Annotated in this window: 18 protein-coding genes and 3 tRNA genes; 7 read left to right on the forward strand and 14 right to left on the reverse strand. The window is 56.1% G+C overall.

Translation table 11 applies throughout. The features are described from left to right. Window position 1: 1 nt before the first annotated feature. Window positions 2-679, reverse strand: coding sequence for a septum site-determining protein MinC (gene minC / locus DA373_RS12445; RefSeq protein WP_107852634.1), 678 nt, complete (start codon window positions 677-679; stop codon window positions 2-4). Between the two features lie 106 nt (window positions 680-785). Between minC and DA373_RS12450 the strand changes: the two genes are divergently transcribed. The 3 genes from DA373_RS12450 to DA373_RS12460 are packed head-to-tail and all read left to right on the forward strand — an operon-like array spanning window position 786 to window position 2182. Further along, a complete protein-coding gene (locus DA373_RS12450) occupies window positions 786-1073 on the forward strand; it encodes a YcgL domain-containing protein (protein WP_107852635.1) in 288 nt (95 codons plus the stop codon). Window positions 1074-1084: 11 nt separating this feature from the next. After that, entirely contained in the window at window positions 1085-1747 is a 663-nt protein-coding gene (locus DA373_RS12455) for a fumarylacetoacetate hydrolase family protein (protein WP_107852636.1), read from the forward strand. Further along, the gene (locus DA373_RS12460) at window positions 1748-2182 is read left to right on the forward strand and encodes a YcgN family cysteine cluster protein (RefSeq protein WP_107852637.1); all 435 of its coding nucleotides are present in this window, start codon (window positions 1748-1750) and stop codon (window positions 2180-2182) included. On the opposite strand, the gene dsbB is transcribed toward DA373_RS12460, so the two are convergent. Further along, window positions 2166-2669 carry a disulfide bond formation protein DsbB gene (gene dsbB, locus DA373_RS12465; RefSeq protein WP_107852638.1) on the reverse strand — a complete coding sequence of 168 codons (504 nt, stop codon included), beginning with the start codon at window positions 2667-2669 and terminating at the stop codon, window positions 2166-2168. The two genes, DA373_RS12460 and dsbB, sit on opposite strands and share 17 nt — an antisense overlap. A gap of 119 nt (window positions 2670-2788) precedes the next feature. Between dsbB and fadR the strand changes: the two genes are divergently transcribed. Next, complete coding sequence (fadR, locus tag DA373_RS12470; protein WP_107852639.1) at window positions 2789-3505, forward strand: fatty acid metabolism transcriptional regulator FadR; 717 nt, start codon at window positions 2789-2791, stop codon at window positions 3503-3505. Window positions 3506-3544: 39 nt separating this feature from the next. On the opposite strand, the gene DA373_RS12475 is transcribed toward fadR, so the two are convergent. From DA373_RS12475 to DA373_RS12485, 3 genes are read right to left on the reverse strand one after another with little or no spacing between them, the layout of a single operon-like run. Continuing rightward, entirely contained in the window at window positions 3545-5065 is a 1521-nt protein-coding gene (locus DA373_RS12475) for a SpoVR family protein (protein WP_107852640.1), read from the reverse strand. A gap of 8 nt (window positions 5066-5073) precedes the next feature. Then, window positions 5074-6342 (reverse strand): YeaH/YhbH family protein, encoded by a 1269-nt coding sequence (locus DA373_RS12480; protein WP_107852641.1) that lies wholly within the window; start codon window positions 6340-6342, stop codon window positions 5074-5076. A gap of 21 nt (window positions 6343-6363) precedes the next feature. After that, the gene (locus tag DA373_RS12485; RefSeq protein ID WP_107852674.1) at window positions 6364-8286 is read right to left on the reverse strand and encodes a PrkA family serine protein kinase; all 1923 of its coding nucleotides are present in this window, start codon (window positions 8284-8286) and stop codon (window positions 6364-6366) included. Between the two features lie 687 nt (window positions 8287-8973). Between DA373_RS12485 and DA373_RS12490 the strand changes: the two genes are divergently transcribed. Beyond that, the gene (locus DA373_RS12490; protein ID WP_107852642.1) at window positions 8974-9564 is read left to right on the forward strand and encodes an FMN-dependent NADH-azoreductase; all 591 of its coding nucleotides are present in this window, start codon (window positions 8974-8976) and stop codon (window positions 9562-9564) included. A 48-nt stretch (window positions 9565-9612) separates the two neighbouring features. Here DA373_RS12490 and DA373_RS12495 read toward each other — a convergent pair whose 3' ends face one another. From DA373_RS12495 to DA373_RS12520, 6 genes are all read right to left on the reverse strand, one after another. Next, entirely contained in the window at window positions 9613-10935 is a 1323-nt protein-coding gene (locus tag DA373_RS12495; RefSeq protein ID WP_107852643.1) for an aspartate aminotransferase family protein, read from the reverse strand. A gap of 271 nt (window positions 10936-11206) precedes the next feature. Further along, window positions 11207-11283 (reverse strand) — tRNA-Val (locus tag DA373_RS12500). A 13-nt stretch (window positions 11284-11296) separates the two neighbouring features. After that, window positions 11297-11373, reverse strand: a tRNA-Val gene (locus DA373_RS12505). Between the two features lie 52 nt (window positions 11374-11425). Beyond that, window positions 11426-11502 (reverse strand) — tRNA-Val (locus DA373_RS12510). A 91-nt stretch (window positions 11503-11593) separates the two neighbouring features. Next, on the reverse strand, window positions 11594-12625 hold the full coding sequence (locus DA373_RS12515) for a DUF3080 domain-containing protein (RefSeq protein WP_107852644.1): 1032 nt from the start codon (window positions 12623-12625) through the stop codon (window positions 11594-11596). Next, window positions 12570-13958 (reverse strand): MATE family efflux transporter, encoded by a 1389-nt coding sequence (locus tag DA373_RS12520; RefSeq protein WP_107852675.1) that lies wholly within the window; start codon window positions 13956-13958, stop codon window positions 12570-12572. The genes DA373_RS12515 and DA373_RS12520 overlap by 56 nt, the downstream gene beginning before the upstream one ends. A gap of 161 nt (window positions 13959-14119) precedes the next feature. On the opposite strand from DA373_RS12520, the gene DA373_RS12525 reads away from it, so the two are divergent. Beyond that, a complete protein-coding gene (locus tag DA373_RS12525; protein ID WP_107852645.1) occupies window positions 14120-14728 on the forward strand; it encodes a riboflavin synthase subunit alpha in 609 nt (202 codons plus the stop codon). A 69-nt stretch (window positions 14729-14797) separates the two neighbouring features. Here DA373_RS12525 and DA373_RS12530 read toward each other — a convergent pair whose 3' ends face one another. Genes DA373_RS12530 through DA373_RS12540 form a run of 3 tightly spaced genes read right to left on the reverse strand, consistent with a single transcriptional unit; the run spans window position 14798 to window position 16644 of the window. Beyond that, entirely contained in the window at window positions 14798-15001 is a 204-nt protein-coding gene (locus tag DA373_RS12530; protein WP_107852646.1) for a CPXCG motif-containing cysteine-rich protein, read from the reverse strand. Between the two features lie 24 nt (window positions 15002-15025). Next, window positions 15026-15772, reverse strand: a complete 747-nt coding sequence (locus DA373_RS12535; RefSeq protein ID WP_107852647.1) for a pteridine reductase — start codon at window positions 15770-15772, stop codon at window positions 15026-15028. Window positions 15773-15780: 8 nt separating this feature from the next. Continuing rightward, a complete protein-coding gene (locus tag DA373_RS12540) occupies window positions 15781-16644 on the reverse strand; it encodes a fructosamine kinase family protein (protein WP_107852648.1) in 864 nt (287 codons plus the stop codon). 87 nt (window positions 16645-16731) lie between these two features. On the opposite strand from DA373_RS12540, the gene DA373_RS12545 reads away from it, so the two are divergent. Then, window positions 16732-17172 carry a tellurite resistance TerB family protein gene (locus DA373_RS12545; RefSeq protein ID WP_107852649.1) on the forward strand — a complete coding sequence of 147 codons (441 nt, stop codon included), beginning with the start codon at window positions 16732-16734 and terminating at the stop codon, window positions 17170-17172. Window positions 17173-17298: the final 126 nt, after the last annotated feature.

Raw genomic sequence — 17298 nt, forward strand, 5'->3', positions numbered from 1 at the left:
ATCAGAGCCTGTCCAGCTTGAGCTGTTCGCCCGCCAGAGAAATGCTGACGGCCTGCTCCCAGTGTTCGCCCTGCAGGCCATCGCTGAGTTGATAGTGGCCGGCGACGGACACCAGCTCCGGCATCAGTTGCTGGCAGTAAATTCGTGCGTGCTCATTGCCTTTGGCTCCGGCCACCGCCCGGCCGCGCAAGGCGCCGTAAACATGAATGCTGTCATCGGCGATGACTTCGGCACCGTTACTGACGGCACCTATTACCACCAGGGAGCCATTCTGGGCATAAATCTGCTGGCCTGAACGGACCGGTCCGCGATGAACCCGGGTGCCCGGCTGGTTGAGCAGGGCTGCAGGGGGAGACTGGGGGGAAGCAGGCACCTTGCCGGTGGTCATGACAGCCAGTCCAGCCGCGCGAGCGGCGGCGCGACCCTGATCGTCGAGAATGCCGCTGACGCCTACCGGTATCAGTTCCAGTTCGCGAACGGCGGCAGACAGGGCGGCAAAGTCGGGGACTTCCGGCAATTTTTCAATATTGATAACCAGCGGCGCGGCGCGGAAAAACTCCGGCGCCTGTGCGACTTTTTCCTGAAGCTGCTGCCTGACCTGTTTTATGTCGGCCGAGGTAATATGTAAAACCGACAGGGTAAAACTGCTGCCTTTCAATTCAATGCCACGCTCCGCCATAAGCGGCTGTCCCCCAAGGAAGTGAACCTTTTTGTTATTGGTCGTGCTGATGTTATAGTCTGCCATCCTGACTGGCAATTAAACCCGACGGATTATAGCAATTTCCATGTTGTGTGCAGTGTATAAAAGCCCCAAAAAGGCCGAGACCTATCTGTTTGTTGAACGGCGCGACGATTTCTCGCGTGTTCCCGCTCCTCTGCTGGAGACCTTTGGCACCCCGCAACTTGCGATGATGCTGAATCTGGCCAACAAGACCCGCCTGGGTATATCCGATATTGACAAGGTGCGCGAGGCCCTGCAGACCCAAGGGTTCTATCTGCAGCTGCCGCCACCGCCGGAAAACCTGCTCAAGGAACACCTGGCCCGTCAGGCTGCCGAACGCGGCGGCAAATAAGGAGACAATGCATGTATCAGCATGTGGATCAGGAAGGCTTCGTATTACCCTATGCCACCGGCAAGGTGGTGTGCGTGGGCCGCAGTTACCGGGAGCATGCCGCAGAGCTGAACAACCCTGTGCCCGAGCAACCCCTGTTGTTTATCAAGCCCGCCACCAGCCTGGCGCCGCTGGACGCGCCGCTGGTATTGCCGCGGGAGCTGGGCCCGGTTCATCACGAGGTGGAAGTGGCTCTTCTGGTTGGCCGGCGTTTGTGCAAGGCAACGGCAGAGCAGGCCCTTGATGCCGTGGCCGGCGTCGGGCTGGCGCTCGATCTGACCCTGCGTGCGCTGCAGGATGAGCTGAAAGGCAAGGGGCAACCCTGGGAGCGGGCCAAGGCCTTTGACGGCAGCTGCCCCATGAGTCCCTTTGTGGCTCCCGATCTGCTGTCGCCCCTGCAGCAGCTGGACTTTTCTCTTACCGTGAACGGCTCGAACAGACAGCAGGGCAATACCGGGCTGATGATGTGGTCCATGGGCGAGTTGCTGGCCGATATCAGCCACAGTTTTACCCTGATGCCCGGCGACATTGTGCTCACCGGCACACCCAAGGGTGTGGCTGAGCTGCAGGGCGGTGATGAGCTTGTGCTGACACTGGACAACAAGTTCGTCTTTGAGGCGAAGGTAGCGAACTAAATGCAGGAAAATTTCTGGCAGACCAAAACCCTTGACGACATGACCGACGAGGAATGGGAAGCCTTGTGTGACGGTTGTGGCAAGTGCTGTCTCAACAAGCTGATAGACGAAGACACCGACGAGCTGGTGCATACCAATGTCGCCTGCGAACTGCTCAATACCCATAGCTGTGCGTGCAGTGATTATGCCAACCGGTTTGCCCGGGTACCGGACTGCCTGAAGATCACCCGTGAACAACTGGGTGAATTTTACTGGCTGCCCTCCACCTGCGCCTACCGGGTGCTGGCCGAGGGAAAATCCCTGCCGTCCTGGCATCCTCTGCGCACCGGCTCCAAGAGCGCCATGCACAGAGCCGGCCAGTCGGTGCGGGGCAAGGTGGTGCCGGAATCAAAGGCCGGCGACTGGGAAGATCATATTATTACCTGGGCCAGCTGATCACTCGCACGGCAATAAATACCAACGCCAGCGCGGCCAGCCCGCCGAAAATTCCCATCAGCCACTGCGGCATGGACAGCCCCAGCCAGTGCCAGTCGATGGAAGAACAGTCACCACTGGGGTAGAACACCGTCGGCCACCAGACATCCAGCTGAAACCAGGCGGGAAACTCGGCCACGGTGGAACACTGATGAAAGGGGGAAGGGTTGAGCTGGTAGCCCACATGTTCTTTGGCCAGTAAAAAGCCTTCTGCCGAGGCCGCCAGCCAGCCAGCCAGAGCCAGGTTGCCGACAAGCCTGTGCGCCGGGGCCAGCCAGCCCAGCAGGCCGGCCAGTATAATGCCCCCAAGGGCCGCACGCTGGTATACACACATCACGCAAGGGGCATAGTCTTCCACATACTGGTAGTAAAGCGCCGCCAGCAGCAGCGCTGTGCTGCCCAGCGTCAGCAGGGCCCAGGCAAGGCGAGTGTGGGAGAAGTGGTTCAAGAAAAATCCTCGTCTGTTGGTGTACAAGGGCGGCGGGTTTGCTTGTGACGCTCAGGGCTGCTCTGTTATCATTTTTCTGCTTTTTACCATTTTTAACATTTGTGATACAGAGTGGTTTCATGATCATCAAGGCACAAAGCCCGGCCGGTTTTGCGGAAGAATATATCATAGAGTCCATCTGGAACAGCCGGTTTCCACCCGGCTCGATTTTGCCGGCGGAGCGGGAGCTCTCGGAGCTGATAGGCGTTACCCGCACAACCTTGCGTGAAGTGCTGCACCGGCTGGCCCGTGATGGCTGGCTGACCATTCGTCATGGCAAGCCGACCCGGGTCAACAATTTCTGGGAAACCTCCGGGCTCAATATTCTTGAAACCCTGGCCCGGATGGATACAGAGAAAACGCCGGAGTTGATTGACCATCTGTTGTCGGCCCGCACTCACATCAGCAGTATTTTTATTCGCGGTGCCATTCACCATCAACCCGATGAGGTGCTGGAGGTCGTGGCCGGACTGGAGCAGCTGGCTGATGATGCCGAGGCCTATGCCACCTTTGACTATCAGCTGCATCATCGTCTGGCCTTTGCGTCAGGCAATCCCATTTACGGGCTTATTCTCAATGGTTTTAAGGGGCTGTACTGCCGGGTAGGGCGCTATTATTTTTCCCGGGCCGGCGCCCGTACTCTGGCAGCGGACTATTACCGTGGTCTGGCCGAGCATGCCAGCGCCAACCGGGCCGAGGAAGTGGTGGAGCTGGTGCGGGACTATGGCAAGGCTTCCGGGCGGCTGTGGCAGGAAATGCGTGAGCAGCTGCCCGCCCCCTTGGTGCAGCCGTCATAAAAAAACGCCTCATTATGAGGCGTTTTTGTTACTTATCGGCTATTCCGGTTTGTTTTTGGGCGGGCAGCGGCTCAGCAGAGTGCCGCTGCCATCGGCTTCTTCCTGCTCCAGCAACACATCAAATCCCCATAACCGGTGTACATGCTTGATGACCTCATGGCATGAATCCGACAGCGGAATGCGGTTATGGGGCACATGGCGCAGGGTCAGCGAGCGGTCGCCCTTGATCTCCACGTTGTAGACCTGAATGTTGGGTTCCAGGTTCGACAGGTTGTACTGATTTGACAGGGTCTGACGTAGCTGCCGGTACCCGGCGTCGTCGTGAATGGCGGAAATTTCCAGATAATTGCGGGTATCGTCGTCGGCGACGGCAAACAGGTGCAGGTCGCGCATCACCTTGGGCGAGAGGAACTGGCTGACAAAGCTTTCATCCTTGAAATTCTCCATGGCAAAGTGCAGGGTTTTGACCCAGTCCGAGCCGGCAATATCCGGAAACCAGACCTTGTCCTCCTCGGTGGGGTGTTCGCAGATGCGGCGAATGTCCTGGAACATGGCAAAGCCGAGCGCATAAGGGTTGATGCCCGAGTAATACTTGCTGTTGTAGGGCGGCTGGAAAATCACGTTGGTGTGGCTGTGCAGCACCTCCATCATAAAGCGATCGGTGACCAGGCCTTCGTCATACATGTGCTGACAAATGGTGTAGTGCCAGAAGGTGGCCCAGCCTTCGTTCATGACCTGGGTTTGTTTCTGCGGATAAAAATACTGGCTTATCTTGCGCACAATGCGCACGATTTCCCGCTGCCAGGGCTCCAGCAGAGGTGCATGCTTCTCAATGAAATACAGCAGGTTCTCTTCCGGCTCCCGGGGGTAGCGCAGTTTTTGTTTTTCTTTCGGATCCTCCATGCGGGGCAGGGTGCGCCACAGCTCGTTTACCTGGGTCTGCAGATAGGCTTCCCGGGCTTTCTGCCGGCGGCGCTCTTCGGCCAGCGACAGTTTCTGGGGTCGCTTGTAACGATCCACGCCATAGTTCATCAGGGCGTGACAGCTGTCGATCAGGCTCTCCACTTCGGATAAGCCGTACTTCTCTTCGCATTCGTTAATATAATGTTTGGCGAACAGCAGGTAGTCGATGATCGACTCGGCATCGGTCCAGGTTTTGAACAGGTAGTTATTTTTGAAAAAGGAGTTATGACCATAGCAGGCGTGGGCCATGACCAGTGCCTGCATGGGCATGGTGTTTTCTTCCATCAGGTAGGCGATGCAGGGGTTGGAGTTGATCACGATTTCGTAGGCAAGGCCCATCTGGCCTCGCTTGTAAGTCTGCTCGGTCTGAATGAACTTCTTGCCATAGGACCAGTGATGATAGCCAATGGGCATACCGATGCTGGAGTAGGCGTCCATCATCTGCTCGCCGGTGATGATCTCTATCTGATTGGGATAGGTACTGAGCCCGTAGCTGTCGGCGATGCGGGCAATTTCCTTGTGATAGGCTTCGAGCAAATCGAAGGTCCAGTCCGGGCCGTCGCTGAGCGGCCGGCGTTTTTTCAATGCTTGGGCCATGGGTTACCTCACGCAGCCTGTTTTCTGAACAGCTCCCGGAAGACGGGGTAAATGTCTTCCACCGAGCGAATATGCTCCATGGCAAAGGCCGGAAACTGCCGGGCAATGGATTCATATTCGTGCCACAGGCTCTGATGAGCCCGGTTGGTGATTTCGATATAGGTGTAATAGCGCACCAGCGGCATGATGTCTTTTTGCAGCAGCTGCCGGCACAGGGGCGAATCGTCAGCCCAGTTGTCACCGTCAGAGGCCTGGGCGGCATAGATATTCCACTGATCGGCCGGGTAACGCTCATTCATGACTTCTTTCATCAGCTGTAATGCACTGGAAACGATGGTGCCGCCGGTTTCCTGGGAGTAAAAGAACTCCTGTTCGTCCACCTCCTTGGCCTGGGTATGATGACGGATAAACACCACGTCCACGTTTTTGTAGCTGCGGGTCAGAAACAGGTAAAGCAGCAGGTAAAAGCGTTTGGCCATGTCCTTGGTGGCCTGATCCATGGAGCCGGACACGTCCATCAGACAGAACATCACCGCCTGAGTGGAGGGCACCGGTCGTTTGACGAAGTTGTTGTAGCGCAAGTCAAAGGTGTCGATAAAGGGTACTGCCGCAATGCGTCGCCTGAGCTCGCTGATCTCGTCTTCCAGCTCCTGAATGCGGGCATAATTCTCCGCCGGTCGTTTGCACAGCTCTGCCAGCTCCTGCTCCAGCTCGGCCACGGAGCGCTTTTTGCCCGCCTGCAGGGCGGTACGCCGGGCCAGAGACTGGCGCAATGAACGTACCACATTGATATTGGCCGGCACGCCGTCGGCGGTATAGCCGGCCCGAAAGGTTTTCATTTCGCTGATCTTGTTGAGTTTGTTTTTCTCCAGATTGGGCAGCTCCAGTCCGTCGAACAGCAAATCCAGATATTCATCCTTGGAGATCTGGAACACGAAGTCGTCCTGACCTTCGCCCTGGTTGCTGGCTTCCCCCTGGCCACTGCCACCACCGCCGCCCCCGGAAGGGCGATCGACCCGGTCACCGGTAACGAACTGATCATTACCCGGGTGCACCTGATCCCGGTGGCCACCCTTGCCGTGATGAAAGAAGGGCTCGGAGATGTCTCGTGTGGGTATGGAGACACTCTCGCCCTTGTCGATATCCTGAATGCTGCGTTTGAGCACCGCGTCGGACACCGCCTTTTTAAGCTGTTGTTTGTAGCGGCGAATGAAGCGCTGCCGGTTGACAGCGCTCTTGTTGCGGCCATTCAGTCGTCTGTCGATAAAATGCGCCATGATTCCCCCAACTGATGACTATCAGCTTGATTTGCGTACCCGCAGATACCACTCGGACAGCAGCCGTACCTGCTTGCGGGTATAACCCTTTTCCATCATGCGATCCACAAAGTCGTCGTGCTTTTTCTGCTCGTCGGCACTGGTTTTCGCATTGAAGGAAATGACCGGCAGAAGCTCTTCGGTATTGGAGAACATTTTCTTCTCGATAACGGTTCTGAGCTTTTCGTAGCTGGTCCAGTTGGGGTTTTTACCGGCGTTATTGGCCCGGGCCCGCAACACGAAGTTGACGATCTCGTTGCGGAAGTCCTTGGGGTTGCTGATGCCGGCGGGCTTTTCGATTTTTTCCAGCTCGGCGTTGAGCGCAGACCGGTCGAACAGCTGGCCGGTATCCGGGTCCCGGTATTCCTGATCCTGAATCCAGAAGTCGGCGTAGGTGACGTAACGATCAAAGATGTTCTGGCCATACTCGGAATAGGACTCGAGGTAGGCGGTCTGAATTTCCTTGCCGATAAATTCCACGTATTTGGGAATAAGGTAACCCTTGATGAACTCCAGATAGCGATCGTGTACTTCCTGAGGATACTGCTCCCGCTCAATTTGCTGCTCGAGCACGTAGAACAGATGCACCGGGTTGGCGGCCACTTCGGCGTGATCAAAGTTGAACACCCGGGACAGGATCTTGAACGCAAAGCGGGTAGAGAGTCCGGTCATGCCTTCATCCACCCCGGCGTAATCCCGGTATTCCTGATAGGACTTGGCCTTGGGATCCGTGTCTTTCAGGGTTTCACCGTCGTATACCCGCATCTTGGAATAAATGCTGGAGTTTTCCGGCTCCTTGAGGCGGGACAGTACGGTAAATTGCGCCAGGGTTTCCAGGGTGCCCGGCGCACACTTGGCGGTGGACAGTTCACTGTTGGTCAGCAGTTTCTGGTAGATTTCCACCTCTTCGGTGACCCGCAGACAGTAGGGCACCTTGACGATGTATACCCGGTCCAGGAACGCCTCATTGTTTTTGTTGTGCTTGAAGTGCTGCCATTCCGACTCGTTGGAGTGGGCCAGGATAATGCCTTCAAAGGGCAGGGCGGAGAGCCCCTCGGTACCGTTGTAGTTACCTTCCTGGGTGGCGGTGAGCAGCGGGTGCAGCACCTTGATGGGCGCCTTGAACATTTCAACGAATTCCATCATGCCCTGGTTGGCCTTGCACAGGGCGCCGGAATAGGAATAGGCATCGGCATCGTCCTGGGCGTAATGCTCCAGCTTGCGAATGTCGACCTTGCCCACCAGGGAGGAGATGTCCTGGTTGTTGTCATCGCCGGGCTCGGTTTTGGCCACGGCAATCTGGTCGAGCACAGACGGATAGACCTTTTCTACGCGGAAGCGGGTAATGTCACCACCGTATTCGTGCAGGCGCTTGACTGCCCAGGGCGACATGATGGGCCGCAGATAGCGGCGTGGAATACCGTATTCCTGCTCCAGCACCGGGCCATCCTCGGCCATGTCGAACAGGCTGAAGGGATGGTCGTTTACCGGAGAGCCCTTGATCCGGTAAATGGGCACCTTTTGCATCAGGGCCTTGAGGCACTCGGCCAGGGATGACTTACCGCCACCCACCGGGCCCAGCAGGTAGAGGATTTGTTTCTTTTCTTCCAGCCCCTGAGCGGCGTGCTTGAGGTAGGAAACGATTTGCTCGATGCTTTCTTCCATGCCGTAAAAATCGGCAAAAGCGGGATAGCGGGCGATTACCCGGTTGGAAAACAGCCGGCTGTATCTCGGCACCTGAGCGGTGTCTATCATTTCCGGCTCACCGATGGCCATCAGCAACCGCTCGGAAGCGGAGGCGTAACAGCCCTTGTCTTCGCGACAGAGGTCAAGAAACTCCTGAAGGCTGTATTCTTCTTCCTTGGCCTTTTCATAGCGCGTTTGATAATGCTCGAAAATACCCATGGTCATTCCCCCTGATTTACTAGCGGCACCTGATTAAAAGGACAGGGCCGTGCGCACACACATTTCACATCCTTTAGTGATAAGGTTAGTCACGGTTTTACCATTGTGCTCGTGTAAGACACGGAAAAAACTGACAATTGTGTAACAAGCGAGTGGTTCTGGATGAAGCCACGAGTGCCGCCGATGCCTTGGGGACCGGCGGCACGGGCTCGTGGTCTGTTCAGCCGGTTTGCAGATGAGCAGTACAGGCGCCATTCAAGCCTGATGGGTCGTTAAAAATTATGACCATAACGTCAACGTAAAGCGGGGGTGGTGGTGGCGAAATATGGCATCCTTTTTATGGTGTTTTACGTTGACTTCACATTTTGCACCGGTTACATTGTCCCTGCATCACGGTCTAACCACTTGCTGCAAGCCAATGAAAGCAACTTGTTAGGTGAGATGCGTAGCTCTGTTTAAGCACGTTTCCGTTTGTTTGACCCTCGTTATACGAGGGTTTTCTTTTGCCTGTCCTTTGGTGTCTCGTTAACGTCAACGTGAATCTTCCTGCTGTTTTAGTTCTAATAATTTGAATGTTTTGACCGGCAAATTCCGATTTAACTCTTTCCGTACTCTCCTTAAGCTTGAAATCACGAAGCAAGACGGTGTTTTGATTATTCAGTATTACTGTATTAAGGAGCCTATAACATGACTCATACCTTGATCCTGAAATCCAGCATTCTTGGTGATCAGTCCGAATCAGGGCAGTTGATTGACCATTTTGTATCCCGGATCCCCGCGTCCTCTTTTGTCAGCAGAGATCTGGCCGCCAGTCCGCTGCCGGTGCTGGATGGTGATGGTGCTCAGGCCTTGCGTGGTGGCGGTGAACTCAATGAGCCGCAGCGTGCTCTGCTGGCGCTTTCCAACGAGCTTATCGCCGAGCTAAGGGCGGCCGACCGGGTGGTCATTGCCGCGCCCATGTACAACTTTCATGTGCCGGTACAGCTGAAAGCGTGGATTGACCTGGTGTGTCGGGCCGGGGTGACTTTCCGTTATACGGATAGAGGGCCGGAAGGATTACTCAAGGGCAAAAAAGCCATTGTGGTGACTACCCGCGGAGGATTGCACCGAGGCAGCTCTCTTGACCTGATCACGCCCTATATGCAGACCGTACTTGGATTTCTGGGGATTACTGAGGTGGAATTTGTTTATGCCGAAGGTCTCGCCATGGGGGAGGGAACCCGAGAGGCCGGGCTGAATGAAGCCCGAAACAGGCTGGCAGAGCTGGCTGCCGGCTAAGGCAGTACAGGATCCCAAAGGGCTGCATCTGCAGCCCTTTTTGATGGTTCAGCCAAGGTGTTGGCGAATACAGCGCTCCAGTATGCCTATGGTCTGATCCACATGCTCCTTTTCAAGGATAAGCGGCGGTGACATGGCAATGGCGTCGCCCAGGGAGCGCAGCATCAGCCCCTGCTCCCATGCCGAGCCCTGAATGCTGGCGCCGGTGGTGCCGGTCTGGCCGGCCGGAGCTTCGAATTCCACGGCGGCAATCAGTGAATAATTACGAATGTCGATCACGCCAGGAAGACCTTTGAGGCTGTGCAGGCCCAGCTCAAAGTAGCGGCTGATCTCGCCCTCGGCGGCCCCTCGGTAATACAGCCCCTCCTGTTCATACACATCCAGTGTGGCCATGGCGGCGGCACAGGCGAGGGGGTGGGCCGAGTAGGTATAGCCATGGAAAAATTCCACACCGCTGGCGCTGGACTCGACAATGGCATCATGAATGTGATCGCCGGCCAGTACTGCACCCATGGGGGCGGCGCCGTTGGTGAGCCCCTTGGCGGTGGTCATGATGTCGGGCTGTACATTAAATGTCTGGCTGGCAAAGGGAGTGCCGGTGCGACCAAATCCACAGATCACTTCGTCAAAGATCAGCAGAATGCCGTACTGATCGCAGATCTCCCGAATACGCTGCAGATACCCCTCCGGAGGAGGCAGCACACCGCCGGCACCGGTAATGGGCTCGATGATCACGGCGGCAATGCGGCTGGCATCGTGCAGCCTGATGAGTTTTTCCAGTTCGTTGGCCATCGCCACGCCACCATGCAGGGGCAGACCGCGGGAAAAGGCATTACGGCTCAGATCCTGGGTGTGGGAGAGATGATCGACAGGCAGCCACTGGCCAAAAGCCTTGTAGTTGCTGGTAATGCCACCCACCGAAATACCGCCGAAATTAACGCCGTGGTAACCCCTCTCACGGCCAATAAATAACTGTCGGCCGGCCTCTCCCCGGGCGTGGTGATAGGCCAGTGCCATTTTCAGTGCGGTTTCTACCGACTCGGATCCCGAGTTGGTGTAGAACACTTTGTTAAGATTACCCGGTGCCAGGCTGGCGAGCCGTTCCGACAGTTCAAAGGACAGTGGGTGACCAAATCCAAAGCAGGGGGCGTAATCGAGCTCCCGGGCCTGACGGGCAATGGTTTCGGCAATATGCGGGTGGCCATGACCGGCGTTACAGCACCACAGTCCGGCGGTCATGTCCAGAACCTGGCGGTTGTCATCGGTGAGCCAGTGCATACCCTTTGCACCGGTGAGCATACGGGGGCTGGCCTTGAAGCCCTTGTTGGGGGTGAAGGGCATCCAGTGGGCGTTTAACGACGTTTTGTTCATGCTGGCACTCTCTCGGACTCTTGTTATGGGCGCCGGTGGGCGCGGTAATTGAAGCCAGTGTGAACAAAAGGCAATGACGGGAAAATCACTTTGTTTCAATGTTCAGTTTGGCTGGCTTCAACATGAGTGAATGTGAGCGCCGCTTTGAATATTTTGTTATTCCAACATCCAAATATATTGGCAAATAATTAAAGGAACACGGTGAAATAGAAAGAAGAGTGGACAGCATGGAAAGCAAAAAGCCCGCTCAGTGAGCGGGCTTTTTTTAATCTGGTGCGTTCTAGTGGATTCGAACCACCGACCCCCACCATGTCAAGGTGGTGCTCTAACCAACTGAGCTAAGAACGCCTGACTTTGCAACTGGTGCGTCCTAGTGGATTCGAACCACCGACCCCTACCATGTCAAGGTAGTGCTCTAACCAGCTGAGCTAAGGACGCAAAACATTATATGATGCGTTTCATCCTGTTCGACGGACACATCACTGAAATCTGGTGCGTTCTAGTGGATTCGAACCACCGACCCCCACCATGTCAAGGTGGTGCTCTAACCAACTGAGCTAAGAACGCATAGGGCCTTCAGGCGCTGCGTATACTAGCCAAGGGGAGAGGGCTGGGCAAGCCTTTTTTCAGTTGCAACAACCGGATGGAGAACAATTGTTCATCCCGGTGAAAGATTACACCGTCGCAGAAAGGCCTGCCAGGCTTTGGCGTGCTTCAGGGTCAGTTGCCGGTAATGAGTGTAGATACGGCTGTCGAGGCCGGATGCATACCAGCTGCGGTAATCGGCCATGGTATCCCGGCGCTCAGGAGGGGCAACAAGGCTTTGAGCAAGCAAAGGGGCCAGTCGCACAAAGTGACGGTCCAGTTCGCTCAGTTGCCCCTGTATGCCCTTGATGTAGTAATGCTCCATGGCGTTTCGCAGGCGACCTGCATCCTGCTGTCCTGCCGGGCCGCAGTCGAATTGTGACAAGCGAGCGAGAAATGTCAGGCTTTGCTCCAGGTAGTGAGCCGCGCTGTGCAGGGAATAATAGAGTTCACCCAGATAATCGTTGTTGTAAAGACCGCCGAGGCGTTCGTTGAACTCATCGCTGTTAACGAGGCTCAGAGACGGTGTGCCTTTAGCCTGTCGTTGCAGTGCTGCAAACAGGGAAAAGGCGTTGATGGTCGCCTGAAAGCCGCGGTGATCGGCGGGCACTGGCCGCTGGCGAGGAGTCAGGGCGGCGCGGATCTCCGGCTCGGCTACCATCATGTTCCAGTGATATCCCGGAAGCAGCGGCGCCTTTTGTTGCTCAAGCTCATCCAGCCAGGCCTGCAGTTCACTATCATCATGCCGGCCCCTGCAGTCCCGCAATCCCTGCTGAAAGCGAAGATGATACAAGAGTACGGCGCCGGCGCTCTGGCTTTTGCCGATGGGGCTGTTGTGCTGGCCCACCAGAGCCAGCAGCCGGCATTCACCCAGTTTGAGGGTATCCAGCAGGCCGGCACTGATGCGTGGCTGCTGCAGCTGCAGCAGCCGTTGAGGTGGTAGTGGTGGAAGAGGGCCAGGCCTGGTGAGTGTGGGGGGCTCGGCTCCCAGCACGTTTGCTACCCGGGCAAGGTAAGTATCAAAAGCCGGTTTCAGCGCCTGCCGGTCGTTACAGCCCGTCAACCAGAGGCAGGCCAGCACGATCGCGATGAGTGACCCTTTCATAAATAATGCGTAACCGCCATATCAGTAGAAATGCCGCTATGGTCAAGCCTACCAGAAAACCAATCCAGAAACCGTGAGGCCCCATGGCCGGCACCAGCCAGTCGGTGAGGCCCAGCACCATGCCCACCGGCAGGCCACACAGCCAGTAAGCCAGCAGGGTAATGTAGAAAATCACCTGGGTGTCCTTGTAGCCCCGCAACGCAGCGGCGCCAATCACCTGCACCGAATCGGAGATCTGGTACAGGGAGGCCAGCAACAGCAGACTGGCGGCCAGCTCAAGCACAAAGGGATTGTCGGTGTAAATACCGCTGATCCAGTGACGGGAGAGGGCGGTAGTCAGCGCGGTGACCACTGCCAGCAAACCGCCAAAGCCAATGCCCGCCATGCTGGCTATTTTCGCCTGCTCAGCCAGCCCCTCACCCAGGCTGTGGCCCACACGAATGGTCAGCGCCATCCCAAGGCTGAGGGGAAGCATAAAGATCATGCTGGAAAAATTGATGGCTACCTGGTGGCCTGCAACCACATCGGCACCCAGTGGCGCCAACAGCAGAGCCACCACGGTAAACAGGGTGACCTCACAGAATATGGCCATGGCAATGGGAAAACCCAGCCGGAAAATTCGGCCAATGCGGGCTATGTCTGGTGCAGTGAGGGTGGCAAAAACATTAAACCGGTTAAGCAGCGCCGAACGTTTGGTGTAGATGAGCATGGCCACCAGCATGGCCCAGAACACCAGTGCCGAGGCATAGCCACAACCCACACCACCAAGCTGGGGCAGACCCAGCTTGCCATGGATCAGCACATAGTTGGCGGGCACGTTTACTGCGAGGCCAATAAAGCCGATGATCATGGTGGGTCTGGTGTGAGACAGCCCCTCGCTGAAATTGCGCAGCACCTGATACAGCGCATAGGCAGGCATGCCCCAGAGGATGCCGTGCAGATAACCCGTGGTTTTTTCTGCCAGCAGTGGCTCCACGTCCATCCAGTGCAGCACCATGGGAGAGAAATACAGGGCCAGCCAGGCGGGCACGATGACCAGCAGGGTGAGCCAGAAGCCCTGGTGTACGGCCCCGGCTACTTCGTGGTGGCGACGGGCGCCGTTGAGTTGCGATATGATGGGGGTGAGTGCCATGACCACCCCCTGCACCAGCAGAATAATCGGTAACCAGAAGCTGGTGGCAACGGCCACCGCCGCCATGTCGGTGGCACTGATTTGTCCGGCCATGACGGTATCGACAAAGCTCATGGTGGTCTGCGCCACCTGGGCTACCAGAATGGGGCCGCATAGCCGCAGCAGGTGCCGGATTTCGGCCAGGAAAGAGGGGAAGGACATGCTTTTCTCGCTCAGCAAAATACGCAACCGGTACGGGCGATCCGGTATTGCAGAAATATTGAAAGGAAGTGTGACTTGCTTGCATCGCAATATGCCGGAAATATAACGGCTGCGGATGCTTTTTCCCATTGTTTTTAACTGTTTTGCTATGGATTTACACGATGTTTACCGGAATTGTACAGGGCCAGGGCGTTCTGCTTAATCTTATTGAAAAACCTGATTTTCGCACTCATGTGGTGGCCATGCCGGCAGCACTGCTGCCGGGGCTGGAGCTGGGTGCTTCCGTGGCCCATAATGGCTGCTGCCTGACGGTGACCGCCATGGACGGTGATCGGGTCAGTTTTGACCTGATGCAGGAGACCCTGAGGGTGACCAACCTGGGGCAGCTGAAGGTGGGGGACAAGATCAACCTGGAGCGGGCGGCCCGCTTTGGCGATGATATTGGCGGTCATGCCATGTCGGGACACATTATGGGCATGAGTGAGTTGCTGGAGCGCATTGAGACCGACACCAATACCACACTGCGTTTTGGCGTACCGGCAGGTCTTGGCAAATACCTGTTTACCAAAGGATATATCGGTATTGATGGCATCAGCCTGACGCTGGGGGAGGTGACCGCCGAGCACTTTGCCGTGCATTTGATCCCCGAGACCCTGGCCCGTACCAATCTGGGCGAGGTACAGCCGGGCTACCGGGCCAACATAGAAGTTGACCCGCAGACGCAGGCCATTGTAGACACAGTAGAGAGAGTGCTGGCGAGCCGCAGCTGAGTAATAGTAACCGGGTATTTAACCCGGTTATTATACTTGCCCTAGTTATGCCAACATACAATTATTGGTTTAAAAATATTGCTCATCATCAGCATCCACTTTCAATTCCACCTCATCGGTTACTTCGTTGCGCATAAGGTGGATATGAATGGAATTGCAACAGGCCTGGCAGTCTTCGTAATAATCCTGATCCCCCCCGGAGGCATCGACTTCAATGCGCGTATGATGACCGCAGTGAGGGCAGACGATATTTTGCTCAAAATAGTCACGCATAACGATTCTCCGGGTGGTTATACATCAGGCCTCTGGCAGGCTTTGACAGGAGCGCCCCCCGTCAAGAGCAATGATCTGGCCGGTAAGATATTCCGGTCCGTTCAGTAAAAAGGCGGCTGTTTCGGCAATTTCCCTCGGCGTGCCCAGGCGACCCATGGGAACGGAACCCAGCACCCGGCGTTTTTGCTCCTCATTCAGCTCATGTTCGGGCCAGATAATGGGACCGGGAGCAATACCATTAACACGCACATGCGGCGCCAGCTCTGCTGCCAGTCCGCGAGTCAGTGTCGCCAGGGCATTTTTGGCCATGCTGTAGGGCAGGTGATGACGCAGGCCGTTGGTTGCATGAATGTCCACCATGTTGATAATGCTGCCTCTTTCTTTTTTCAAAGAGGGAAACAGAGCCTGGCTCAGCAACAGGGGGGCCGCCGCATTGGTGGCTGACAACTCCAGCCATTGTGCGGGGGTGATGTCGCCAAACTGGCTGGGATAAAAGGCAGAAGCATTATTAACCAGGGCACTTACCCGGCCAAAGCAACCGAGGGCTCTGTCAGCCATGGCGTTAATGTCATCGAGCCGGGTCAGATCCTGTTGCAACAGCCGGACGCTGTCCGGACGAGACTGGTTGAGGCTGTCGGCCAGTTCCCGGGCCTGCTGTTCACTGTGGTGATAGTGTAATACCAGGTGGTATCCCTGAGCATGCAGGCAACGACTGATTTCAGCTCCAATGCGCCTGGCGGCACCGGTAATCAACACCACGGGTTGCGACATGGCTTCTCCTAACTGGCAATAATTTTTAATAACAACGCTTTGGTCTGCTCCAGATAAGCCTGACCAAACAGGTTAACGTGATTGAGCAGGTGATAGAGGTTGTAGATCTCACGCCGTTCCCGATAGCCTTCTTCCCGGGGCCAGACGGCATCGTAGCCCTGGTAAAATACCCGTGGAAACTGGCCAAAAAGCTCGGTCATGGCAATATCGGCCTCCCGATCACCAAAATAACTGGCCGGATCAAACAGCACTCCCTGTCGTTCACAGAAGCCAAGGTTGCCACGCCACAAATCTCCATGCAACAAACAGGCCTTCGGCTGATGGCCGGCCAGGCGGTTTTTAATGGCTCCCGTGAGCTCTTCAATATCACCAAAATGAATGCCTTTGTCTTCAAGTAATTGCAGTTGCCATCCAATACGCTGCTCAGCGAAGAAGGTGGCCCACTTTTTGTGCCAGGCATTGGGTTGTACCGTAGTGCCGATAAAATTGTCCTCGTCCCAGCCATACATGGGCTGAGTGCAACCCATGTGCAAATGAGCCAGTTGCCGCCCCAGCATGTGCCAGTCCTGCTCTTCGGCCGGTCCCAGTTTCAGGTACTCCAGTACCAGAAAGCTGCTGCTCATGGTGGTGCCGCAGCAGATCGGACGGGGTATTTTCAGCGTCTGACTGTTGAGCAGATGCTCGAGTCCGGTCCACTCGGCCCGGAACATATCGACGTTGGTGCGGTCATTGAGTTTAACGAAGAAGTGATGCTGGCCATCGCTGATGCGAAACGCCTGGTTGATTTCACCGCCGCTCAAGGGGGTGCGCTCGGCAATACTGAACTCAGTGTTTATCGCCTCACTGATCTGACTGGCAATGACGGGCCACATACACTATTCACTCCACACTATCGGGCTGTGCCACCAGTATAGGTCAAAAGCGGCCGGCATCAGGCCCGGTGCCAATGAGGATAAATCATGATCGAGCGACTGAAACAATGGTTTACGGGTCAGACAAACGAAGATCCTCTTTCCATGCAGGAAGAAGTGGCTGTTGCAGCCCTGCTCAGTGAAGTCATGCTGGCAGATGGAGAGGTTACCCGCGCGGAGCAGCAGCGGCTCGAGAGCCTTCTGGGCCAGCTTTTCGATCAGACCCCCGCCCAGGTGCACGAGTGGTTGCAGCAGGGAAGGGCACATCAGCAAGATGCGGTTTCCCTGTATGAGTTCACTACCCATCTCAAGGAACTGCCGGTACCGCAGCGCGAGGCCATTTTACTGGCCTTGTGGCGCATGGCGCTGGTCGACGGTGAACTGGATAAACAGGAAGAAGCCATTGTGCGCCAGGTCGCGGAGCTGCTCTACATTCCTCACAGCCGGTTCATTCTGCTCAAGCACAAGGCGCAGGATGAAGCTGATTGAGGTGGCGGGTGCATGGCGACCGGGCATTAATTCTGTTAGTCTTTGGCGTCCCGACCTGTGCCGCCGGATAACACCCATTGCGTGCCAGGCTGGCCAGGTAACGCCAGATGGTCGGGAACAATATAG

Source organism: Oceanimonas marisflavi (assembly GCF_003049725.1).
Classification (GTDB): Bacteria; Pseudomonadota; Gammaproteobacteria; order Enterobacterales; family Aeromonadaceae; genus Oceanimonas; species Oceanimonas marisflavi.